This is a genomic window from Chitinophaga sp. CB10 (genome assembly GCA_001870995.2).
In the GTDB taxonomy this organism is placed as follows: Bacteria; Bacteroidota; Bacteroidia; order Chitinophagales; family Chitinophagaceae; genus Chitinophaga.
Genome location: MLAV02000030.1, coordinates 1 through 21,700 on the forward strand (window position 1 = coordinate 1; position 21,700 = coordinate 21,700).

22 protein-coding genes, 3 pseudogenes and 1 riboswitch are annotated in these 21,700 nt (G+C 43.9%); of the genes and pseudogenes, 19 read left to right on the top strand and 6 right to left on the bottom strand.

Features of this window, described 5'->3' with window-relative positions; translation table 11 throughout:
* Positions 1-22 precede the first annotated feature (22 nt).
* The gene (locus BOC67_RS25145) at positions 23-1,183 is read left to right on the top strand and encodes an N-6 DNA methylase (protein WP_291914978.1); all 1,161 of its coding nucleotides are present in this window, start codon (positions 23-25) and stop codon (positions 1,181-1,183) included.
* A 317-nt stretch (positions 1,184-1,500) separates the two neighbouring features.
* Positions 1,501-2,697, top strand: coding sequence for an IS256 family transposase (locus BOC67_RS25150; RefSeq protein ID WP_291914979.1), 1,197 nt, complete (start codon positions 1,501-1,503; stop codon positions 2,695-2,697).
* A gap of 3 nt (positions 2,698-2,700) precedes the next feature.
* On the opposite strand, the gene BOC67_RS25155 is transcribed toward BOC67_RS25150, so the two are convergent.
* The 4 genes from BOC67_RS25155 to BOC67_RS25170 all read right to left on the bottom strand — a co-directional run bounded on the left by BOC67_RS25155 (position 2,701) and on the right by BOC67_RS25170 (position 7,160).
* Positions 2,701-3,150: a hypothetical protein gene (locus tag BOC67_RS25155; protein WP_291914980.1), complete on the bottom strand. Its 450-nt coding sequence runs from the start codon at positions 3,148-3,150 to the stop codon at positions 2,701-2,703.
* A gap of 151 nt (positions 3,151-3,301) precedes the next feature.
* Positions 3,302-4,603 carry a voltage-gated chloride channel family protein gene (locus BOC67_RS25160; RefSeq protein WP_291914981.1) on the bottom strand — a complete coding sequence of 434 codons (1,302 nt, stop codon included), beginning with the start codon at positions 4,601-4,603 and terminating at the stop codon, positions 3,302-3,304.
* Between the two features lie 44 nt (positions 4,604-4,647).
* A riboswitch (Fluoride riboswitch) is annotated at positions 4,648-4,721 on the bottom strand.
* Between the two features lie 275 nt (positions 4,722-4,996).
* Complete coding sequence (locus BOC67_RS25165) at positions 4,997-5,818, bottom strand: RteC domain-containing protein (protein ID WP_291914982.1); 822 nt, start codon at positions 5,816-5,818, stop codon at positions 4,997-4,999.
* Positions 5,819-6,317: 499 nt separating this feature from the next.
* Complete coding sequence (locus tag BOC67_RS25170; RefSeq protein WP_282636491.1) at positions 6,318-7,160, bottom strand: AraC family transcriptional regulator; 843 nt, start codon at positions 7,158-7,160, stop codon at positions 6,318-6,320.
* 95 nt (positions 7,161-7,255) lie between these two features.
* On the opposite strand from BOC67_RS25170, the gene BOC67_RS25175 reads away from it, so the two are divergent.
* From BOC67_RS25175 to BOC67_RS25255, 17 genes and pseudogenes are all read left to right on the top strand, one after another.
* On the top strand, positions 7,256-8,623 hold the full coding sequence (locus BOC67_RS25175; protein WP_291914983.1) for an amidohydrolase family protein: 1,368 nt from the start codon (positions 7,256-7,258) through the stop codon (positions 8,621-8,623).
* A 15-nt stretch (positions 8,624-8,638) separates the two neighbouring features.
* Complete coding sequence (locus BOC67_RS25180) at positions 8,639-8,926, top strand: putative quinol monooxygenase (RefSeq protein WP_282636489.1); 288 nt, start codon at positions 8,639-8,641, stop codon at positions 8,924-8,926.
* Positions 8,927-9,019: 93 nt separating this feature from the next.
* The gene (locus BOC67_RS25185; RefSeq protein ID WP_291914984.1) at positions 9,020-9,532 is read left to right on the top strand and encodes a cupin domain-containing protein; all 513 of its coding nucleotides are present in this window, start codon (positions 9,020-9,022) and stop codon (positions 9,530-9,532) included.
* Positions 9,529-10,650, top strand: a complete 1,122-nt coding sequence (locus tag BOC67_RS25190; protein ID WP_291914985.1) for an L-dopachrome tautomerase-related protein — start codon at positions 9,529-9,531, stop codon at positions 10,648-10,650. The genes BOC67_RS25185 and BOC67_RS25190 overlap by 4 nt, the downstream gene beginning before the upstream one ends.
* An 11-nt stretch (positions 10,651-10,661) precedes the next feature.
* Entirely contained in the window at positions 10,662-11,162 is a 501-nt protein-coding gene (locus BOC67_RS25195) for a PPC domain-containing DNA-binding protein (protein ID WP_282636486.1), read from the top strand.
* 29 nt (positions 11,163-11,191) lie between these two features.
* Complete coding sequence (locus BOC67_RS25200) at positions 11,192-12,325, top strand: aldo/keto reductase (protein ID WP_291914986.1); 1,134 nt, start codon at positions 11,192-11,194, stop codon at positions 12,323-12,325.
* Between the two features lie 148 nt (positions 12,326-12,473).
* Positions 12,474-12,688: pseudogene (locus BOC67_RS25205) on the top strand (NADPH-dependent F420 reductase); the annotation flags it as partial.
* A 39-nt stretch (positions 12,689-12,727) separates the two neighbouring features.
* The gene (locus BOC67_RS25210) at positions 12,728-13,042 is read left to right on the top strand and encodes a hypothetical protein (RefSeq protein WP_282636482.1); all 315 of its coding nucleotides are present in this window, start codon (positions 12,728-12,730) and stop codon (positions 13,040-13,042) included.
* A gap of 17 nt (positions 13,043-13,059) precedes the next feature.
* Positions 13,060-13,707: a VOC family protein gene (locus BOC67_RS25215; RefSeq protein ID WP_282636481.1), complete on the top strand. Its 648-nt coding sequence runs from the start codon at positions 13,060-13,062 to the stop codon at positions 13,705-13,707.
* Between the two features lie 29 nt (positions 13,708-13,736).
* On the top strand, positions 13,737-14,102 hold the full coding sequence (locus BOC67_RS25220; RefSeq protein ID WP_282636480.1) for an EthD domain-containing protein: 366 nt from the start codon (positions 13,737-13,739) through the stop codon (positions 14,100-14,102).
* Between the two features lie 5 nt (positions 14,103-14,107).
* Entirely contained in the window at positions 14,108-14,497 is a 390-nt protein-coding gene (locus BOC67_RS25225) for a putative quinol monooxygenase (protein ID WP_291914987.1), read from the top strand.
* The gene (gene aroE, locus BOC67_RS25230) at positions 14,497-15,345 is read left to right on the top strand and encodes a shikimate dehydrogenase (RefSeq protein WP_291914988.1); all 849 of its coding nucleotides are present in this window, start codon (positions 14,497-14,499) and stop codon (positions 15,343-15,345) included. Before BOC67_RS25225 ends, aroE begins: the two co-directional genes overlap by 1 nt.
* A gap of 12 nt (positions 15,346-15,357) precedes the next feature.
* Positions 15,358-15,741, top strand: a complete 384-nt coding sequence (locus BOC67_RS25235) for a VOC family protein (RefSeq protein WP_291914989.1) — start codon at positions 15,358-15,360, stop codon at positions 15,739-15,741.
* Positions 15,742-15,757: 16 nt separating this feature from the next.
* The gene (locus BOC67_RS25240) at positions 15,758-16,891 is read left to right on the top strand and encodes an MFS transporter (RefSeq protein WP_291914990.1); all 1,134 of its coding nucleotides are present in this window, start codon (positions 15,758-15,760) and stop codon (positions 16,889-16,891) included.
* Positions 16,888-17,994 (top strand): L-dopachrome tautomerase-related protein, encoded by a 1,107-nt coding sequence (locus tag BOC67_RS25245; protein WP_291914991.1) that lies wholly within the window; start codon positions 16,888-16,890, stop codon positions 17,992-17,994. Before BOC67_RS25240 ends, BOC67_RS25245 begins: the two co-directional genes overlap by 4 nt.
* Before the next feature lie 51 nt (positions 17,995-18,045).
* Complete coding sequence (locus BOC67_RS25250) at positions 18,046-19,131, top strand: L-dopachrome tautomerase-related protein (RefSeq protein WP_291914992.1); 1,086 nt, start codon at positions 18,046-18,048, stop codon at positions 19,129-19,131.
* Between the two features lie 69 nt (positions 19,132-19,200).
* Positions 19,201-20,244, top strand: coding sequence for an aldo/keto reductase (locus BOC67_RS25255; protein WP_282636473.1), 1,044 nt, complete (start codon positions 19,201-19,203; stop codon positions 20,242-20,244).
* Positions 20,245-20,628: 384 nt separating this feature from the next.
* On the opposite strand, the pseudogene BOC67_RS25260 reads toward BOC67_RS25255, so the two are convergent.
* Together BOC67_RS25260 and BOC67_RS25265 are read right to left on the bottom strand one after the other, a co-directional pair.
* Positions 20,629-21,431, bottom strand: a pseudogene (locus tag BOC67_RS25260) (TraM recognition domain-containing protein); the annotation flags it as partial.
* A 25-nt stretch (positions 21,432-21,456) separates the two neighbouring features.
* A pseudogene (locus BOC67_RS25265) lies at positions 21,457-21,627 on the bottom strand (hypothetical protein); the annotation flags it as partial.
* Between the last annotated feature and the right edge of the window lie 73 nt (positions 21,628-21,700).

A 21,700-nucleotide genomic window follows, 5' to 3' on the forward strand; every position in this document is an offset into this window, starting at 1 on the left:
GTGGTAACTCAAACTTACCAAATTGGGCGGTTCTTCGGAACTGCCTTTTTTCATCCTAAAACATTATTTTAGTCGGACAATAGTGATAAAAAATAACAAGAAAGAACTGCTCCAACTTTTTGGCAACGTTGGTGTTCACAACATGTACTCCATGTTTATTTCTGCAATTATTGACAGCGCAAAAGAGGGAGCTTTAATGTCGATAATTACAGCTGATAGTTTTCTTACGGCCCGAATGCACAACCCGCTAAGAGAACAAATACTGAATAGTTGTTCGGTTCATTTTCTTATTTTGTGCCCAACCAATTTGTTCTGGGAACAAAAAGCGGATGTGCGGACAGTAATCATGGTTTTACAAAAGGGCAAGAAATATCAGCAGCAGGTTAAATCATTAAACCGAACAAAAAACAAAGAAGAATTTAAGCTAAAGCTCGCACAGAAAGCATTTATCGAATCCCCGCTCGAAAATATTATCAATTCAAGCGGAAACAATCTGTTTGAATTTGTAATTGATATACCCAATGAAGTTCAATCCCTGTTTGCTTATCCCCGCATCGGTGAGCTATACAAATGTATTACCGGAATTTCCACCGGCGCCGACACAAAATACCTTTCCAAAGATCTGAAGGCAGGATTTGAAGTGCCGTTTTATAAAAACCCCGGCTCAAGAAAATTCTTTTGTGAAGCCGATGCCTTTCTTACGAACGACTACCTGATCTATGATAAGGAGATTAAAAACTTCATGGTTCGCAATAAAGGTTTTATGTTGAAAGAAGGCATTACCTGTTCTTCCATGGGGCTTCCTTTCAGCGCCTGCTATCTTCCCAAGGGAAGTACCTTTGGTGTGAACGCAAATATTTTCTGTGACAAAAAAGACATTTGGTGGCTGATCGCTTACTTAAACAGCAGTCTTGTTACCTACATTGTAAGAGGGGTACTCATTCGTTCTAACATGATTACCTCGGGTTATGTCTCTAAAATCCCTGTTATTCCCTTTTCGCAAACCACAAAAGATAAACTGTCCCTGATTGCCCAGGAGGCCTACAAAGAAAAAGTACAGCCCAAAGATAGTAATAAGTACATTCAAAAAATTGATAATATCGTTTTTGAAGAACTAGACTTTGAACAGTCTATCATAGAGGATATTCAACATTTTGCGCTTAACCTGCAATCAAGGGTTTAGTTTCTTATGCCTTTTCTGAAAGGCTACCTCCATTGCAGTTTTGAACTCCTCAAAAAACTCCCCGGATGTTCTTTTAACAGCATCGCTTAAGTTTTTATACTTGCTCGATTGAAGATTTCCATTGTTGCTGGGGTTAATGTATATATCAGGGATCCAGGCAATTGGAAAGGCAATACATTTCACAATTTCAATCGTCATATCTTCATTAAAATTGATAAAAAAGGTAGCCACAAAAGACACTATCTCATAAACTGTGTAAATACTAAAAATCGGGGTGTTTCACCTCGATTTTTTAATTTTAAATCATATACAGTTTTATGAAGACAGAAGATTTTTTATCAGATGACTTTCTGAAGCAGTTTAAAACGGCAGATCAGTTGAATGATTTCCTTGCCCAGATTCAGAAGCGAGGCATTGAAAAAATGTTGGAAGGAGAGCTGGATAGCCATTTGGGATATAATAAGCATGAACCCAATGAAAGTGGCAATAGTCGTAATGGATATGGTAAAAAGAAGATTAAGACCAATTATGGAGAATCTGAGATAAGAGTCCCCAGAGACCGGGATGCCAGTTTTAATCCCATGATCGTACCTAAACGGGAAGGGATGGTTCAGGGGCTCGAGGAGGTAATTGTATCTTTTTACGCCAAGGGAATGAGCGTATCTGACATTGAAGAGCAGATAAGGGAAGTGTACAAATTTGACGTTTCCACGGCCACGATCAGCCGTATAACCAGCCGAGTAGCGGAAGATATTGTCGCCTGGCAAAACCGGCCACTAGAACCTGTTTATCTCATAGTCTGGATGGATGGCATTGTGTTTAAAGTACGGGATAACAGCAAAGTAGTGAATAAAACTGTTTATATCGCAGTGGGCCTAAAGCGGGATGGTCTTAAAGAAGTGCTGGGAATGTGGCTGGGTAAGAATGAATCAGCTGCTTATTGGATGACTGTGCTTACAGATCTTAAGGCGCGTGGTCTGGAAGATATTTTAATAACGGCCACGGATAATCTGAATGGCTTCACTCAGACCATCAGATCCGTGTTCCCACAGTCTGCCACTCAGGTTTGTGTCGTACATCAGATACGTAACAGCTGCCGCTATGTGGTCTGGAAGGATAAAAAGGAATTTACCACAGATATGAAAGATGTTTATGCGGCACCGACCAGACAGGCTGCTATGGCTGCTCTTGACGCACTGGATGCTAAATGGAGCGCAAAGTATGCATACGCCATCAAAAGCTGGCGTGAAAACTGGGAGGAACTGACTGTCTTTTTTGACTTCCCCCTGGAGATCAGACAGATCATCTACACGACAAATCTCATCGAAAATCTCAACGGTAAAATTAGAAAATACACAAAAAACAAGCTATCCTTCCCTACCGATGAAGCCGTGCTTAAATCTGTATACCTGGCTTTACGGGAAGTATCAAAAAAATGGACCATGCCCATTAGAAACTGGGGCATGATCCTAAATCAGTTTTTAACTATTTTTGATAAAAGGGTGAGAATCTAATTATTATCCTGATTCCCCGATTTTTAAGTTTACACACTTATTGAAATAGTCCCCCACAAAAAAATCCCTGTTTACATCAGCCTCATAAAATTTCCTCAACCCAACACCTTTCGATATATCGTCCTTCTGAGTCTTGCCACCTTCAACGGCAGATTTAATATTTACGTAAACAGGTGCATCCTCTTCCTCAAATTGGACACCAAAATCATAAACAGTAATTTCTGAATCAGATGTTGTCATACTCACAATACCCAACTCATTGTAATACTTCTCCAGGTTTTGAGTGATAAGCTCTTCCAAAATACGCCAAACCGTTCTTCCCTTTGCAGCCTTCCGCCACCCTAAAGGAAACTGTTCTCTCGTCCCGATTTGAATTTTACCTACTTTGGTAATCAGCTTATCCAAACAGGCCTGTAGTTTAAGCCTTCGTCTGTCCGTTTGTTCGACACTCATTTATTTTTACCTTTTAATAATTCACTGATAGCGTTCTTAAAAGCAACCGATAGTTTTGAATCACTTCCACGAACACAAAAATAAGGTATATAACCAGGCAAATTATATCACTTTTAATGTATATATATCTAACAGCCTCCTCACTCCCATCTCACTTCTCCCGCTCAAAGACCTTCGGAATCCCCATCCGCTGCGCACTATAAATCCCTGACCGCCCGCTGAAATAATACGCCGTGAAACACGCTACTGCAAAATAAATCAAATGATTCGTCCCAAATAATTCCACCCCCATAATCGTACACGCCAACGGGGTATTCGTAGCTCCGGCAAACACCGCAATGAATCCGAGTCCCGCCAGCAGATCCACCGGCGCGCCCAGCAACAAGGCCAAGGTATGGCCCAGCATAGCCCCCATAAAAAATAAAGGCGTCACCTCTCCTCCTTTAAACCCCATCGCGAGCGTTACTGCAGTGAAAATCAGCTTCCAGAGCCAACTCCAGGAGGTGACCTGGTTGTTCGTGTGGCAGGCGTTCACGATACTGATCCCGTCGGGCGACTCACTCGTTACCCCGAGCCCCAGGTAATCCCCCGTACCGGTTACATAACAAAGCCCAATGATGATGAACCCGCCAACCACAGGTATCAGCCAGGGTATTTTAATATAGGCGTTCGCGTTGGTCTTGATCGCTTTCATCAGCGTAGAAAACAGCCAGCTCGTCAACCCAAAGGCCACCCCGGCTACGATGACTTTCAGCAGCAACCAGATGTCCATATGCAAAAAGGAAACGCCCGCTGTAGTTGGTATAGCCTTGTATAATATCTGGTACCCCGTATGGGTAATGCCCCAGGAGGCGCACACCACATCCGCCAGGACTGCCGATATCAAACATGGAATCAGCGCATCGTACCGCACCAGCCCAATGGCCAGCACCTCCAACGCGAAAACTGCCCCCGTCACCGGCGTGCCGAATACCGCGCCGAAGCCGCCGGCAATCCCCGTCATTAGCAATATTTTCACATCCGCCTCCTTCAGCCCAAACACCCGCGCTACCCAGGCCGCCATACTGCCGCCTATCTGCACCGCCGTACCTTCACGCCCCGCCGACCCGCCAAATAAATGGGTAATCACCGTGGCTGCCAATACCAATGGCGCCATACGGGCAGGCACGCCGCCTCCCGGCTGATGGATCTCCTCCATGATCAGGTTATTGCCCTTCTCCGCGTCCTTACCGTATAACCGGTACATAAAATAGATGAATACACCAGCCAGCGGTAACAGGTACAACAACCAGGGATGCGCCCAGCGGAAATGCGTGGCCTCATCCAATAACCATAAAAATAATGCAACAAGGGAACCGGTAATTACTGCCACCGGTAAAACGAGCACTGTCCAGCGTAGCAACTGAACCGCAATAGTGAATTGTTCTTTAGGTAAGTATTTGTTCTCTGCCATATCCTACAAATAATTTAACCGAGGAGATACCAGCTCTCCATCCAATATTTGTAGGCGCCATCAGTTCCGGCGATGCGAAACGGTTTCAATGCAGGAAGACACCATTTCCTGGTAGCTGCAAAAATATAATTTTATTTTAAAGTTTTCAGGGAAAAGCTGTATCGTTTGAATACTAAGCTTTTATAGAGATAATCAAAGAAGTCAGGTAACGATTTGGTAACGGTGCTTATTGCTTTGCTTTTCAACGTGTTTCCGTTAGCTCAATAGCAAATATACAAAAAAATATTTCTGTAAATCACAGCAAGATTTTAATACGGCGAGTACTGCTTTGCATATATGGAGATAAAGAAAAAGGGTTAAACTCCTTTTCGCATAATAGAACAAGGCACAGCCCTATCTTTCATCCTGTTCATCTATTTTTCTGATAAGGCTATCTTTAAGGTTGTCAAGGAATTTTGTCCGGTTCATTTTACGGGCTTTCAATTCCATAAAGGTGTGGTAAAAGTCGCCTAAATCAATATTAAAAGCATCTTCAAACGTTTTAGCTATCAATTTTATGTCTGTATTCCCATTGTTAAATACTGCGTGGGAATACAGTGCATATATCAGTTCGGTTAATGCCGTTTTGCTTGCTGTCCAATTCAGCGAAGTGTCCGAACCCTTTTTCTGATTGATATTATTTAGTCTATCCTCCAAATAGACCTGTATCAGGTCATTGGCAATTATCTTAGCCACCTTATAATCGTGCGAGGTAGAAAAGCGATGGTCTGCCTCAAAATAAAAAGTGTCTAACCATAATCTTATATCGTGCTTCTCACGTACAAAAAACTTCTCATCAACAAAAGAATTATTGCTACGGTAATACTTGTAAAAATCAAGGTTGTTGTCAAAGAACCTTTTTAGCTTTTTCAGTTCTTTGGTAAAATATTTCCTGATACGCTTGGCTCCATAAGGTCTTTTCGTTTCGATTTTATAAATGGCATTATAGTAGATGAGCTTTGAAACAACAACAGGTTTCTGATATTTGAAAAAATGGATTTCTGCTTCCATATTCTTAAAGTCGTTTTTCAGTACAAACCCCTTTAAATCCGCAAGGCTTTGAATGATAAGCTGTATAACAGCTTCCGTCCATTGCAGCTGGGAATCGGCTTCAATCTCTAATCCATTTATTGCCATTTCCAGCTTTTTTAAGGTTTCATTATAAAATTTATCCATTCAGTCAACTTTAAATATCAACCACAAAAAATATTAAACAGGATTTGTGATTTGAAAATTATAATCCATTAATCTCTTAGTCCGTATTACTGGTTTTAATTTTGCTCATTGTAATATTATTTTTCGCAAAGCAATTACTACCATGCCATACAATCGGAAGGTGGAGAAAGGAATAAGGTATCTATACATGTTTTTTACAAAACTGCCAAAACCTATTTATATTGTTTTGTACAATCATCGTAAGTATTTGTACATTTATTGGTATGAAAACGTAGTCTGTATGAATCTTTTGAATTGGACCTGATGGCGGTATCTGTTTATCAGCAATAAACTAAAATAAAAAGTAACTGCTTTAAACCCGGCATTCTCCTTCTTGTACCAATGTTGTAAACCGAAGCTATTCTTGGTACATTTCATTCAGTTTTCCGTGATCTTCTGCTTAACCGTTATAATCGCTCTCATTGAAGTGAATCGGATGTTAAAATTCTGGAGTAAATAATCAGGTAATCTTTGTTTTTCGGTATGCTTTGGGACCAACCCCTTTGTGTGATTTGAAGAACTTATTAAGATGGCTTTCATCTGTAAATCCAAATTCATCTGCTATCTGCGATAGGGTTATTGAAGCAACAACCAGGCGTTTTTCGATAATACTGATACGGTAATCGTTAATATAACTTCGATAGCTTATCCCAAATTTATTCTTGAAATAATCACTGAAATAGGTGGGCGAAATGGCAAAATGGGAAGCAATGCTTTTTATCTGGATTAAGGAAGGTTCATAAATATGCTGGTGGATATAAGAGATCAGTTCTTCTTTTTCAGGCTGCCCGTTGTCAATCCTGATGTTCAGTTTTGCAGCAGCCTCTTTAATCAATCCGAAAATGGAAAGTATCTGATAGAACATTAAGGGCGAACGGGCTATATCCTTTCTGCAATTATAGGCTACGATGTTGTCTATGGTGTTTTTCAAAATGGAAATGCAGGGTTCATCCATTTTCAGTTTTACTTCCTTCAACAATCTGTTCCGCATGATGCTTTCCGGCGTCAGCGAAATAAAGGCATCAGCCTCATAGTAAATCTTATGTCCCGAAAAATAGTCGTCCGTAAATTTTATGAACGTAAAATGGGTACTTCTGGCAATTTCAAAATAATGTTCATCCTTCGGGCTGATGATAAAAAGGTCGCCCTTTTTATAAGGAAACCTATTCTTGTTCAGTAAGTGGACACCGCTTCCTTTGTGTATATACACCAGCTCGTAATAGGTATGACCATGCACTGGCAGATGGAATGTTTTCTCCTCAAAATCGTGTATAACAAGCTGCTCGAACTGTACTTTTTTCATCTAATTTTTTTAATATGACAAAAATACAAAAATCACCTTTAAATATACCTAAATAAAAAGATGAATTGTGCCGTATTTTGTCAAAAAGTATAATTATGGACATCAAAAAAGTATTTCAACTCATAATAATGGCTGCGGTAATGATGGCAGTTACGTCCTGCAATGATGGGAAAAAGCAAAAATTATCCGATGCCCTGTTGCTCCGGGATGTTACTCTGATAGACGGGAACGGTGGTCAGCCGCAGGAGCATGCCGACATTCTGCTACAGGGTGATACCATTGCCGCGATAGGCAAGAACTTAGACAGCAGCAACATAACCGTAATTGACCTCACAGGCAAAACAGTGCTACCGGCGCTCATCAGCGACCACGTACATATCGGTTCCCTGAAAGGCACTACCAACAAGGCAGAAAATTATACCCGTGATAACATTCTTTCACAATTAAAAAAATACCAGGATTACGGTGTGCTGACCATTTTTGTGGCTGGCAGCGACCGCCCTTATCTTTTTGAAAGCAGCATCCGTGATTCTTCGGCTAGAGGCTTGTTTCCCGGTGCCCGTATCCACACAGCAGGCTACGGTTTTGGCGTGCCAGCCGGAGCACCGCCCATCAACTTTGCAATGGATAATGTATATCGCCCAACGGACGTAAAACAGATTTCTGCGGAAATGGACAGCCTGCAACAGACAAAACCCGAAGTGGTAAAAATATGGGTGGACGATTTTGGCGGGCAGTTCAAAAAAATGAACCCTGCGATATATAAAGCTGTAGTTGACGAAGCGCATAAACGCAGCCTTCGGGTTATGGCACACGCCTATTATCTTTCAGACGCAAGGCAATTGGTGGCAGACGGCGTGGACATCATCGGGCATAGCATCCGCGACAGTATAATAGACGATGCCCTGGTACAGCAGATAAAAGCAAAGGACATTGTTTACATCCCAACGCTTTCCTTAGACGAGTTTGCTTATATCTATGCCCGCAGGCCCGAATGGATCAACGACCCGTTCTTCAAAGCCTCGTTGGAACCAGGCGTGTACGAAATGATCACATCCGAAAAGTACCAGACCGATTTAAAAAATTCACCTGCTTATGCAAGGAATATCCACGCTTTCGAAACCGCATTGAAGAACCTGAAAAAGCTGTACGACGCAGGTGTATTGATTGCCTTGGGTACAGACAGCGGGGCCATGCCCCTGCGGGCACAGGGCTTCAGCGAACATCTGGAGCTGGAACTGATGGTGCAAGCGGGCTTGACGCCCTTGCAGGCGATAACCGTAGCCACGAAAAATGCCGCACAGGTATTGAAGATAGACAACAAATTCGGCACGGTTGAAAAAGGCAAAACAGCCGATCTGCTTATCGTTGACGGAAATCCTGCAAACAACATCAAAGACACCCGAAAAATAGTTTCGGTATATAAAGCGGGCAAGGAAGTTAGCAAAGGCCCATTAAAATAATTCAAACAAAAAAATATGTTGACCGTAATAGCAAAAATGACAGCGGAAAAATCGAAAGTGGAAGAAACGAAAGCATTGTTGGAATCGCTCATAGCTCCTACACTGAAGGAGGAAGGCTGTATCCAATACGACCTGCACCAGGGAATAGCTGAACAAAACGTGTTTTTCTTTTACGAAAACTGGGAGAGCCGCGAACATCTTGAAAAGCATTTAATGAACAGCCATTTGGTTGATTTTAAACATAAAGCAGAGAATCTGCTGCAACGGCCAATGGAGGTTTTTCTGCTAAACAAATTGGATTAATAAACAAATTGGATGACAATGGAAAGGAGAAAATTCATACAGGCTGGAGGAATAATGGTTGCCTCATTTTTGCTGAAACAAAACCTATATGCCATGCCAATAACAACACCCAAAGCATTCTATTTTAAGGACGATGGTTCCATACCCAACAGCAAATATCCGTTGCTGGTATATCAGAACGCTTTTACACAAAGGGGTAACAAAGGCGGCGACTGGATAGAGCAAAGGTTTGCTTCCAACAACTGGACAAACACCTGGCGCTGGGGCGTATATCCCTTTCATCATTACCACAGCAACACCCACGAAGTATTGGGCTGTTTCAGCGGAAGCGCCCTTTTGCACATGGGCGGCGAAAACGGTAAAAAGATAAACGTGAAAGCGGGCGACATTTTGGTTATTCCGGCAGGTGTCGGGCATAAGTGTATCTCGCACAGCGATGATTTCACCGTACTGGGCGCCTATCCCAATGGCCTAAGCCCCGACCTGATGCGGGGCGAAAAAGGCGAACGTCCCCAAACAGACAGGAACATTGCCAAAGCACCTTTCCCTTCGGCTGACCCGTTTTCAGGGAACAATGACGGACTTACCAAACTATGGAAACAATGAAAAGACATTTTTTTAACATAGCGTTATTTTTTTCAATGATGGTTACAGTAGCTAAGGCACAGATGCCACAGGCATACCCGACCGAAACAACCGTAGCGGTAAGCCTGCCCGATGTGGAACCCGCAGGCATTGCCGTGAGCGAAAACGGCAGGATATTTCTGGCTTTACCTCGTGGAGGCGTAAACCATGAGCATCCTTCAGTAGTGGAAATTGTGAACGGCAAGCCCGTTGCGTTTCCCGATGAAAAAATAAATGAAAACACCAATGCCGATTACAGCAACCATCTGGTATCTGTACTGGGTATTACACTTTACAGAAACACTTTGTGGATTTTAGATCAGGGAAAAAGAGCCGGGATCAGCGGTATCCCCAATGGCGCTACCAAGATTGTAGGCGTTGATATCAATTCAAAAAAAATCATCAGAAATATCCCGATCCCCAAGCCGTTCTTTAGGGAAAGCATACAATTGAACGATTTACGTTTCGACCCTACGCATGGCAAAGAAGGAACCATCTATATTTCCAACAATGGCTTTGCCCGGCCCGACCAGTCCATTATTGTGGCAGATATAGCCACCGGCAGGCTCCGGGAGCTTTTCAGGGATTTACCGGAAGTCTCGCCCGCAAAAGGGTTTCTTACCTTTATAGAGGGCAATCCTCATGTTCTGGATTACGAACACCCTACGATGCCGCAAGGTGGCGTAAACGGTATTGAACTGAGCAACGACTATAAAACATTGTATTGGACAATCCCAACCAATCCCAATTATTACAGCATTTCCACCGAAATTATCAGCGACTTCAATCTTTCAGATGTGGATATTCAAAAGTCCATTCACTGGGAAGGACAGATTGTTTCCAATGGCGGTATTTGCATTGACAATAACGGAGGCCTTTATTTTGGTGATGCTTCAAGATACAGTATCATAAAAAAAGACAGATCCGGAAAAGTGTCGCTGGCGGCTTACGACCCACGGCTGATATGGCCAGACGGCATGGCTTACAGCAATGGGTATCTGTACGTTACCATTGGGCAATGGCACCGATCGCCTGGGCTTAATAACGGGAAAGACCTGCGCCACGGCCCTTATGAAGTGTTGAAAATACCAGTAAAATAAATGAACTGATCATGAAAGCAATTCTCTTAGTCTTATTCATACTAACAACCGGAACAATGAATGCACAGAATTTAAAAGGCAAAAACTGGACAGCCCGAAAAGTAGACAGTACCTACATCGTAAGTATTGCCGATAAATCATCCCTATTGGAATCGCTGACAGATTTTGTCGTTACGCAAAAGATAACCGCCGGGCAAATAACCGGTATCGGTGCTACTAATCAGGCTACGCTGCGCTTTTTTGATCCGCAAACCAAAAAATACGTGGACAAAACCTTTAGGGAACAAATGGAAATCAGTAACCTGTCCGGTAATATTTCTGAAGTCGAAGGCAAGGCGATGCTGCACCTGCACATTACGCTGGGAAGAAGCGACTATACCGCATTAGCCGGGCATTTACTGGATGCCAAAATCCGGGGGGCGGGAGAATTTTTCGTTTATCCGCTCAACAGCAATGTTGTGAAAGTGAAAAATGAGGAAGTAGGATTGAATTTTTATGATTTTGAAAAATAGAAGACCACGCAACTCATTCAAATAGACCAATGGAAAGAAGAAAATTTTTACAGCAAAGCACAATGACTGCAGCCGGGCTGGCGGCAAGTGCCTCCATTTCTGGATATGCATCTGCATTTATAAAACCAAACAATATGACACATCCTTTTGAAAATTCAGGAAAGTATAAAAGGTTTCGTCCCAAAAGCAAAGTCGGTTTTGGTGGCGTTGCCATTGGCAACGGGTTTGCCGAGCATCCCGATATCGAATGTATCCAAACGGTAGAAGCGGCCTGGAATGCAGGAGTACGCTATTTTGATACCTCTCCATGGTATGGGCTTGGTTTGAGTGAACGCCGGATGGGGATGTTCCTTAAAAACAAAAAGCGGGAAGATTTCACACTTTCCACCAAAGTAGGCAGGTTGATGATCCCTCATGAGGACTTCAGACACGAACGGGGTCTGTGGAAGGGCAAACTCAATTTCAGCTACAGATACGACTATACCGCAGACGGTATAAGGCGCAGCGTGGAAGACAGCCTGCAAAGACTAGGCGTTTCTTCCCTTGATATTGTCTATATCCACGACCTTTCCCCTGACAATGGGGACATGAAGGAAAAATGGCTGGAATATTTTGATATCGCCAAAAAGGGGGCAATGCCTGAGCTGACGAAGATGCGGGAGGAAGGACTGATAAAAGCCTGGGGATTTGGGGTCAATACCATCGAGCCCATTCTGAAAGCCATTGAGGTGGCCGATCCCGATATTTTCCTGTCAGCGTGTCAGTACAACCTAGTCAAACACGATGACTTACTCCATAAAGTGTTTCCTATAGCGGCAAAAAGAGATATTTCGCTGGTGATCGGTTCTCCGCTTTGTGCCGGTTTCCTTTCAGATAAAGACCGTTATTTATACGGTGGCGATTTCCCTGTAGGAGTGAAAGATAAATTAGTTGCCTTGAAAAAAGTCGCCGCCAACCATCACGTTGACCTGCGTACGGCTGCCTTGCAGTTTTGTGCCGTGCCGGAGATTGTTTCAGGCGTGATCCCTGGTGCACATACCGTGGAACAGGCAGAACAAAATGCCGCTTCTCTTTTATCCGGGGAAAAAGTACCTGCCGTTTTTTGGGCAGAACTGAAATCCGAAAAACTGATCGCTGCCGATGCACCTGTGCCCATAGCTTAGTCTGTTAAAAACAAAAAATAAAGAACCACATTCATACTTAGAAATTATGAGGAAGTATTTGGACATAATGTTGATGCAACTTTTATTGCTGGTTTCCTTAAGTTCCTGTGGCCAGTCACGCGGACCCGAAACAAAAAAGCAGGCAGCTATGGAAAATGAAAAGACAACCATTGGTATCATCGGGTCTGGCAATGTAGGTGGTACACTGGGGAAAAAATGGGCGAAAGCGGGTTATAAGATCCTGTTTTCGAGCAGGCATCCGGAAGAACTTTCCGGGCTGGTGAAGGCCGCCCCAATACACAGGCGGTTTCCGTAGAGGAAGCGGCCAAGCAGGGTGACATCATCGTATTGGCATTGCCTTTTAAAGCGGAAGCAGAGGTCAGCAGGCAAATAGCACCTTTGGTGAAAGGCAAAATCGTGGTGCTCTGCGACAATGCCTATTCCGGACGTGACGGAGAAGTAGCCGCTCCTGCAAAACAAACGGGTGTTGCTTATTATGCCCAGCAGCATTACTATCCGGATGTGAAATTAGTGCGTGCGTTTAGCTCGCTTCCCGTCTATAACGTGGGAAGTGCCACGGCTGATAATCCGGTTAGCATTCCTTATGCTTTGGACGATGATGTACTCAAACCGACAATCGAGCAATTGATAAAAGCAGTGGACGGCACACCGAAATACATTGGCAAAATAATAGACAGCCGGTCTTTGGATTATTAATTATAAAAACAAGAACAATGCAGATAAAAATCCATTTATGTAAACAAATTGGCAAGGATATTATCATGCTTGCAGTATGGTGTGTTGTTCTCATTTCCTGCAATAATGGAACGGACAAAAAAGAAAACAACAAAGGAATTATTATGAGTACAAGCAATAATTTTCGTGGAATAGACCACGTAGGTATCACGGTGCCGGATGTGAACGCTGCATCAGCATTCTTTGAAAAAGCATTGGGTGCAAAGACACTGTATGATGTATTGCCGGAGGGCAGTAAACCTTTTGAGGGTGCAGAAACTGAAAAAGAGTTGGGTATTCCCAAAGCAAGCAAGATTGTCCACATGCGACTTATTCAGATAGGTAACGGCCCCACCATTGAGCTGTTCCAGTTTGCCGGGGCACCACAGGAAAAGGCAGCGGGGCTGAATGATTATGGCTTGCAGCACATTGCCGTATACGTGGACGATATAGATGCCGCCTGCAAACAGTTTCAGGCTGCCGGTGGCGAACTGTTGTCGGCACCGCACGCATTGGCAAATGTGGAAGACGGACCCAACAACAAAGGCGTGTATGGAAAAGCACCCTGGGGCACGCTCGTAGAGTTTATAACCTATCCCGATGGTTTGAAAGACAAGTCCCTGCACCGCTGGACACCGGAGAAATAGTATTTGTTCACTGCTAAAAAAACAAGGATATGGTAAAAATGACAATGTTGCTCAAACGCAACCCGGAACTGACACATGAAGAATTCGTAAAACATCATATAGAAAAGCACGGCCCGCTGTTCAGGCAGATACCTGAAGCAAAAGAACACGTCATCAGGTATTTGCAGACCCACCCTATACAGGAAAAGTCTGCTGTGATTGACGTGGATGATTTTGACGGTACCGCCGAACTCTGGTTTGATAGCGTAACCGGGCTTGACAAGGTGTTGAGTTCATCTTTCTACAAAGAGCATGTATGGCCCGACGAACTTACTTTTCTTGACCATGCCAATACAAAAGTGACATTGGGCTATCAGGATGACATTATCGGAAGCATTACAGAATTGAAAAAATAAAAGAAATGAAAATTTTATCCATAGGCAAATATTTGTTATGTGCAGCTGCGCTGTTGCTGGCATGCACCCAGGTAAAGGCACAAAAGATAATAGCAGGAAAAATCGCTGCCATTACGGAAATTACACCTAAGCCGGGTGAAGAAAAAGCCGTACTGGAAGCGGCAAAATACATTCAGAAAGAAGCCTCCAAAGAACCGGGCTGTCTGCTTTTTTCCTTGAATACGGAAAAGGACAATCCCGGTGTGGTGGTTTTGTACGAAGTGTTCAAAGACCAGACGGCATTGGACAGGCATAAAAAACAGGCACATACGCAACACTTTTTGGCATCGCTGGATGGGAAATATGCCGATAACAAAGTAACCTTTTTGAATACCATAAATACCTATTACCACTGATGTCAAAGCAAGTAGATTTCTTACCGGCCATCACAGGCTCTTTTGCACAGCCAGCATCGGAAAATCCGACGGTTGCTATGATAGAAGCCGCTTACAGGCATCACGGGCTGCATTTCAGGTACGTCAACTGCGAGGTGGCACCGGAAGATCTGAAGGCGGCCGTAGCCGGGGCCAAAGCTATGGGATGGAAAGGATTTAATTGTTCCATTCCACACAAGGTGGCCGTGGTACAGCACCTTGATGGGCTGGGCGAATCCGCACAGCTTATCGGTGCGGTCAATACGATCGTCAACCGAAACGGCTTGTGGATCGGCGAAAATACCGACGGCAAAGGTTTCGTGCAGGCATTGAAAGAAGTTGTCGATCCTGCCGGAAAAAAGGTTACGCTTTTTGGTGCCGGCGGAGCAGCAAGGGCGGTAGCGGTCGAACTGGCATTGGCAGGTGCTGCCAACATCACTATCGTCAACCGAAATGAAAGTCGTGGCAAAGAGGTCGTGGACCTGCTCAATGACAACATCGGGGCAACTGCGGTCTATCAGTGCTGGACAGACAAATACAGCATTGAACCGGACACCGAAATTGTTATTAATGCCACAAGCATCGGGCTTTTCCCCCATACAGGGGACCGGCTGAATATCAATTTTGAAACTGTCCTGCCACGGATGGTAGTGGCCGACGGTATCCATAATCCGCCCAAGACCCATTTGTTGCAAACTGCTGCTGCCAAGGGGTGCAGAACAGTGGATGGCCTGCAAATGCTGGTCAACCAGGGCGTAATAGGGGTTAAATACTGGACGGGTGTAGATGTAGATCCGGCAGTGATGCACCAGGCATTAAAAAAGTTTTAAATATCGGGGAAAATGATTGATTTCAAACGTTTGGACCACATACTGATCAGTGTCCCGCCCGGAAGCAAAGAGGCAGCACGAAAGTTCTATACCGAAGTATTGCGCCTGAAGGAAATTCCCGGCGATCATCCGCGCGGTGCGGTTTGGTTTGAAATCGCCGATGTGCAACTGCACATCCGGGAAGAAGAAGGGCACAATCCCCGTTCCGACCGGCATCCGGCTTTTGAAGTGAAAGATATACAAGAAGCAAAAAATTACCTGGAAAAGCTGCATATACCCATCAGCTATTCTTCGGAAATAACAGGCCGTGACAGGTGTTTTTTCCGCGACCCCTGGGGCAACCGTTTTGAACTGATAGAATTTGATAAAGAAAATGTACTCGCAACAGTTAAATAAGCAACTTTTGGTTTTGATGACGGCCACCACCGGTCTGGTGGTGGCAAACATCTATTATAACCAACCCTTGCTGGTGTTAATGACAAAAACGTTTAACGTGAACGCAGTGGAAATAAGCAGTGTACCCATGTTCACACAGATCGGTTATGCGTTGGGCCTGTTTTTTGTGGTGCCGCTCGGCGACAAACTGAAACGGAAAAAGCTCATTCTCACAGACTTTGTTTTCATCATTGCTTCGTTGTTGTTTGCCGCATTTTCGCAGTCACCGTTGCAGTTGAAAATAGCGAGTTTCCTGATCGGGTTTACCTCCATTGTTCCGCAGATTATTGTGCCAATGGCAGCGCAGTTGGCATCTGACGAAAAACGTGGCGCCGTCATCGGAACGGTAATGACAGGCTTGCTCATTGGTATCCTCGGCTCACGTACCGTCAGTGGTTTTGCAGGGGAATATTTCGGCTGGCGGTCCGCTTTTATAGTAGCCGCAGTGTTGATGATACTTTTGTTTGTGATGTTGTTGCTGTGGTTGCCGGAAATGAAGCCCGATTTCAAAGGCAATTATTTTTCCTTGCTACGGTCTTGCGTTGAGCAGTTCCGGGTGCTTCCAAAACTACGAATAGCGTGCTTACGTGGTGGTTTGAATTTTGGATGTTTTTGTCTGTTCTGGACTACGCTGACGTTTCTGTTAAGCGGACCGCCATTCCGTATGGGCAGCGACGTTGCAGGCATTATGGGTTTGGTTGGCATTGCAGGGACACTCGGCGCTTCCGGTGCAGGACGGTTGAGCGACAGAATGCACAAAAACACCCTGATTGTCGTTGCGGTTTCCACCATTATGGTTTCGTGGATTATTCTCGGCTTTTCAGCAACAAGCATGATCGGGTTAGTGGTCGGTGCATTCGTGCTCGATTTTGGTGTGCAATCCATGCACATCACTAACCAAACCATTATTCTCGAAGGCAATCCACCTGAAAGAAGCCGTATCAACACGATGTATATGTTTATGTATTTTGTCGGTGGTGCACTCGGAACGCTGGTCGGTGGCTATTTATGGCATTATTTCAAGTGGCACGGAATTGTGTTTGCCGGTTTTACATGGGCAACACTTTCTTTGGCGATAACTCTTCTATTCACTAAACAATCTGACAAATGAAAAACTTGATCACATTTATTGTTTTAATTTTTATCTGTTCAAAAGCTATGGCACAGCAAAATTATGAAGTGATTGCCCGAATATCACCGCCAGATCCGGATATGTCAGGTATTGCCGTAAGTTCGGACAACCGTGTGTTTCTAGGCTTTCCGCGCCACGCCGATAATCATAAGGAATTTGCATTGGCAGAGCTGGTCAATGGCAAGCTGGTTCCTTTCCCCAATAAAGACTATGTGTATCCGTCAGTCAGGCCGTATAAAGATTGGCTCGTTTCACCGCACGGAATGTACATGGACAAAAACGATGTACTTTGGGTACTGGACGATGGTAAACGTTCTGGCATCAAAGAAATTCCTGAAGGTGCTGCCAAAGTCGTAGCCATTGATATCCATACCCAAAAAGTCCTGCACAGCCTGATCATCGGCAAGCCCGTTTTGGCAGACGATGCTCATTACAACGATCTGCGGGTTGACTTGTCGCATGGCAGGCAGGGAACGGTTTACATCGCCAATTCCGGCTTTGGTGAGCATTATTCTTTGGTGGTCATAGACGTGGCAAGCGGCAAGGTCCGGGAAGTATTGTATAATCATCCATCTGTTTCACCTGAACCGGGCTTTATGGGCTTTTTGGAAAGTGTACCGCTGGTGTATGATTTAAAGAAACAAACTTTCCCCAACGGCGGTGCAGACGGCATCGCTATCAGTGCTGATGAAAAAACGCTGTACTGGACAGCGATTACCGGAAGGAAGCTATACAGCATTTCAACGGATGTGTTGAGCAATTTTAACGCTTCTGAAAAAGAAATAGCGCAAGCCGTAGCCTTTGAAGGGGAACGCCCCGCCTGCGATGGACTGGCGGAAGATGAAAACGGGAACATCTACTTTGGCGCTTTTGAACAGCAGTCCATCATTCAGCGGGATAAGAAAGGGCAATATCATTTGCTGGCATACGATAAAGACAACTTTGTATGGCCTGACGGATTAGCGTATCGTAACGGATATGTGTATGTAACACTGGGGCAGTGGAACCGTTTGCCCGGATTTAACAACGGAAAGGATCTGCGCAAACTGCCTTACTTAGTGGTGAAAATAAAAGTGAATTGAAAAGATTAAGTACCCAGGAACTATTTTATAAAGGATTAAACAAAACAGTCTATGACGAACATATTTTTTACAGCATTGACATTCTGCGCTATGGTTACCGCATCCTATGCCCAGCAGCAACCACCGAAGCTGCACGTGGTGGCGACAACAAGCGAACATAACTGGAATGGTATAGCCATTTCCAACGACAACCGCCTGTTTGCAGATTTTCCCCGTTGGGAAAAAGGCAGCAACCCGTCGCTCGTTGAAATAAAAGACGGGAAGGAAATACCGTTTCCCGGCAATGGATGGAACGAATGGCAGCCGGGCAAAGACCCTAAAACGGCTTTTGTTTCGCTCAATTCCCTCTATATCAACCGTGCCGACAACCATTTATGGGTAACGGATGCAGGCGAGGCATTCTACAAAACCATTGTACCGCAATCGCCCAAACTGGTAGAGATTGATCTGGTTACAAACAAGGTAGTCAACGTTTTTTTGATTGACGAAGAATATGCGCCTGTGGGAAGCCATTTGAACGACATCCGCATACAGGGCGATCATGTGTTCATCACCGAATCAGGTACGGGCACTATCTTGGTGCTGAACCGGAAAACAAAAGCCATCCGCAGGCTGTTGGCAGGTTCAAAGCTCACCAAGGCCGACCCCCAAGGACAGCCGGTAATTGACGGTTTTCGGCTACAAGGGGCAGACGGCAAAACGCCCGCTATCCATACCGACCAGTTAGACCTTTCCGCAGATGGAAAAACATTGTTTTTCATGTCGCCTTTTGGCCCCAACCTGTACAAAGTAGCCGTCGCCGATTTGTTGAACGAAAGTCTTAACGACGATGAACTTGAAAAACGGGTTACGGTGGATAGAACGGTCAATCCGGTTGGCGGTATTGTAATGGATGACAAAGACAACCTCTATCTTTCCGAAATAGAAACGGGAAGCATCCGATGTGAAGGGGCCGACAAACAGACCAAATGGATCTTGAAAGATCCGCGCTTGGTGTGGCCCGATGCCTATTCCATTGCCCTCGATGGCACGTTTTACATGGTAGTGGCACAAATATCCAATATGACCTTCATGCGTAAAGGAGAAGATTTACGCAGACCACCCTATTATATTTTCAGCTTTAAACCCGAAAGATAATACGGTTCAGAAGCAAAGATAAATGCATATCAATAAATAATTAAACAGACAATTCATAAACATACAATTATGGAATACAGATTTTTAGGCGGTTCCGGCTTAAAGGTTCCGGTACTTAGTTTCGGCACTGCGACTTTTGGCGGTGGCAACGATTTTTTCAAAGCCTGGGGCAGTACACAGGTAGAAGAAGCCAAAAGGCTCGTGGATATCTGCGTTGATGCAGGTGTAAATTTATTTGATACGGCCGATATTTATTCGGATGGTCTGTCCGAAGAAATATTAGGCAAGGCCATTGCCCACCTACAGCGCGACAAACTGCTGATTTCTACGAAAACCACTTTCACTTTTGGCAACGAAGTTCCGAACAATCAGGGCTCTTCACGTTACCATATTTTGAAACAGGTTGAAGGGAGCTTGAAACGCCTAGGTACAGACTACATAGACATCTACCACATGCACGGTTTTGATGGCAACACACCTGTAGAAGAAACTTTGAGGACATTGGATGATTTAGTCGAAAGCGGCAAAGTGCGTTACATTGCAGCTTCCAATTTTTCGGGCTGGCATTTGATGAAGTCATTGGATATTTCAGAAAAATACGGATGGAACAGATACGTTGCACACCAGATTTATTACTCATTGGCCAATCGTGAATATGAATGGGAACTGATGCCTTTGGGGTTAGACCAAAAGGTGGGCGCTATCATCTGGTCGCCTTTGGCGGGTGGCAGATTGGGCGGTAAATTCAGCAGGAAAAAGGAATGGCCTACTTCCGGGCGTGTCGCTTCCGGTGGCAGCCCAGTGCTGGATGACGTGGTTGGCAGGGAACATCTACTAAGGATTACCGATGCACTGGAAGATATTGCGGAAGAAACAGGTAAGTCCGTTTCCCAGGTTGCATTGAACTGGCTTTTGCAGCGCCCTACCGTTTCCAGCATCATCATCGGCGCAAGGGACGAAGAACAGCTGAAGCAAAACCTGTACGCAGTGGGCTGGAACCTAAGCGTAGAGCAGATAAAAAAACTGGACGAAGCCAGCACCGTGCCGCCAATTTACCCGTATTGGCATCAGTGGCAAAACAAATCACTGAATCCTACACCGAAATTCTATTAAAAGAATATCCTTGAATTAGAAATTTGCAGAAGGTCGCATATAATTGCGACCTTCTTGCTGAATATTCTACAAAGTGCTTGAAATGGAAGAACTTTTAATGACGAAAAGTTTAACTTCATTATCTTTAATACCCTTTACCCACAGGAATTAACTGTTAAGTATTTTAGACATAATGCTTCAGAGCTATTTCAGGATTACGTATTGCTTAATCAAGGATAAAATACACAGATAGCCGTATTCAAGAAACTGCTCTTGGCTTAGGATTTACTGACGACCGTCATCTCAACATTAAAACGGTTGCAGAAAATAATGCTCAAAATACAAGGATAAATATAATTTACAGTATGCTAAATAAGATTACTATCTCTGTCGTTGAATATATACTCAATTATTCTTACTGCACCAATGCTGTAAATCCGGATCATTCTTAATGCGCTCCATTTCTTTCCCGACTATGTGCAGAATGTCTGCCTTTATCTGACGGTAATTGCTTTCAATTTTCTGCTTCATCATATTTTCTCCTTGCTCATTTACAAAAGATAAAATTTGCGGTATCTTTTGGTACGCCTTTGTTTCTGCAGCTACCTTTTCATTATCTACAATTTCGGCATGGAAAATCTTCTGTTCGATACATTCATCGAAGTTATCTGATATAGCACCAACAAACATACCCTGTGTGAGCGTGGAAATTTTTGAAGCAGATATCAGGCTATCCAATTGGGTAGATATGGAAGTGGATTTATCGTTTCGGTTGATGATCATACTCTGGCGCTTCTGCAACACTTTACCGAAGCGTTCTGACAGGCTCTTTGCTGTTTCTCCACGACCTGACCGCTGAATATATTACCGACGGTTCCGTATTACCTTACTCTCCTTGTCACCGTAATCCCTTGTTAATTGCGAAAAATCCTGAAAGCCCAAGCAAACTGCCACCTTATTACTTCTCGCCGTTGCGATAAGATTATCCAATCCTCTGAAATAAATCGTCGGCAGCTCGTCTATGATAACGGAACTCTTTAGCTGTCCCTTTTTATTAATTAGCTTTACAATCCTCGAATTGTACAAATCCAATGCTGCGGAATAGATATTTTGTCGGTCGGGATTGTTTCCTACACACAAAATCTTTGGTTCTTCGGATTATTGATGTCGAGTGTAAAATCATCGCCTGTCATTACCCAATACAACTGATGGCTAAACTCGTTTTTACCGTTATTATTTTTTCAGATACTCTGCTTCAAATTCTTCGGTTAGCTGAATAATTTTTTGGCACAATAACGCCATTTCTGCTGTTTGCTTTTCTAACTTATAAAGGAAAGCTGAGGCTTTTTTCTCGGAAAAATGATGATACAACATTTTCACAATTTGGTTATAGTTTACACCCATTGTAAGCTTCCCCTAAAACTAAGCCAGTCAGGATTAGAGCTTCTCATGCAATAGACCTTGATAAAAACGCTCG

Bases quoted from the DNA above. Each gene is read 5' to 3' on its own strand.
- BOC67_RS25150 (WP_291914979.1), top strand. From the start codon at position 1,501: ATGAAGACAGAAGATTTTTTATCAGATGACTTTCTGAAGCAGTTTAAA.
- BOC67_RS25155 (WP_291914980.1), bottom strand. From the start codon at position 3,150: ATGAGTGTCGAACAAACGGACAGACGAAGGCTTAAACTACAGGCCTGT.
- BOC67_RS25160 (WP_291914981.1), bottom strand. From the start codon at position 4,603: ATGGCAGAGAACAAATACTTACCTAAAGAACAATTCACTATTGCGGTT.
- BOC67_RS25165 (WP_291914982.1), bottom strand. From the start codon at position 5,818: ATGGATAAATTTTATAATGAAACCTTAAAAAAGCTGGAAATGGCAATA.
- BOC67_RS25170 (WP_282636491.1), bottom strand. From the start codon at position 7,160: ATGAAAAAAGTACAGTTCGAGCAGCTTGTTATACACGATTTTGAGGAG.
- BOC67_RS25175 (WP_291914983.1), top strand. From the start codon at position 7,256: ATGGACATCAAAAAAGTATTTCAACTCATAATAATGGCTGCGGTAATG.
- BOC67_RS25180 (WP_282636489.1), top strand. From the start codon at position 8,639: ATGTTGACCGTAATAGCAAAAATGACAGCGGAAAAATCGAAAGTGGAA.
- BOC67_RS25185 (WP_291914984.1), top strand. From the start codon at position 9,020: ATGCCAATAACAACACCCAAAGCATTCTATTTTAAGGACGATGGTTCC.
- BOC67_RS25190 (WP_291914985.1), top strand. From the start codon at position 9,529: ATGAAAAGACATTTTTTTAACATAGCGTTATTTTTTTCAATGATGGTT.
- BOC67_RS25195 (WP_282636486.1), top strand. From the start codon at position 10,662: ATGAAAGCAATTCTCTTAGTCTTATTCATACTAACAACCGGAACAATG.
- BOC67_RS25200 (WP_291914986.1), top strand. From the start codon at position 11,192: ATGGAAAGAAGAAAATTTTTACAGCAAAGCACAATGACTGCAGCCGGG.
- BOC67_RS25215 (WP_282636481.1), top strand. From the start codon at position 13,060: ATGCAGATAAAAATCCATTTATGTAAACAAATTGGCAAGGATATTATC.
- BOC67_RS25220 (WP_282636480.1), top strand. From the start codon at position 13,737: ATGGTAAAAATGACAATGTTGCTCAAACGCAACCCGGAACTGACACAT.
- BOC67_RS25225 (WP_291914987.1), top strand. From the start codon at position 14,108: ATGAAAATTTTATCCATAGGCAAATATTTGTTATGTGCAGCTGCGCTG.
- aroE (WP_291914988.1), top strand. From the start codon at position 14,497: ATGTCAAAGCAAGTAGATTTCTTACCGGCCATCACAGGCTCTTTTGCA.
- BOC67_RS25235 (WP_291914989.1), top strand. From the start codon at position 15,358: ATGATTGATTTCAAACGTTTGGACCACATACTGATCAGTGTCCCGCCC.
- BOC67_RS25240 (WP_291914990.1), top strand. From the start codon at position 15,758: ATGACGGCCACCACCGGTCTGGTGGTGGCAAACATCTATTATAACCAA.
- BOC67_RS25245 (WP_291914991.1), top strand. From the start codon at position 16,888: ATGAAAAACTTGATCACATTTATTGTTTTAATTTTTATCTGTTCAAAA.
- BOC67_RS25250 (WP_291914992.1), top strand. From the start codon at position 18,046: ATGACGAACATATTTTTTACAGCATTGACATTCTGCGCTATGGTTACC.
- BOC67_RS25255 (WP_282636473.1), top strand. From the start codon at position 19,201: ATGGAATACAGATTTTTAGGCGGTTCCGGCTTAAAGGTTCCGGTACTT.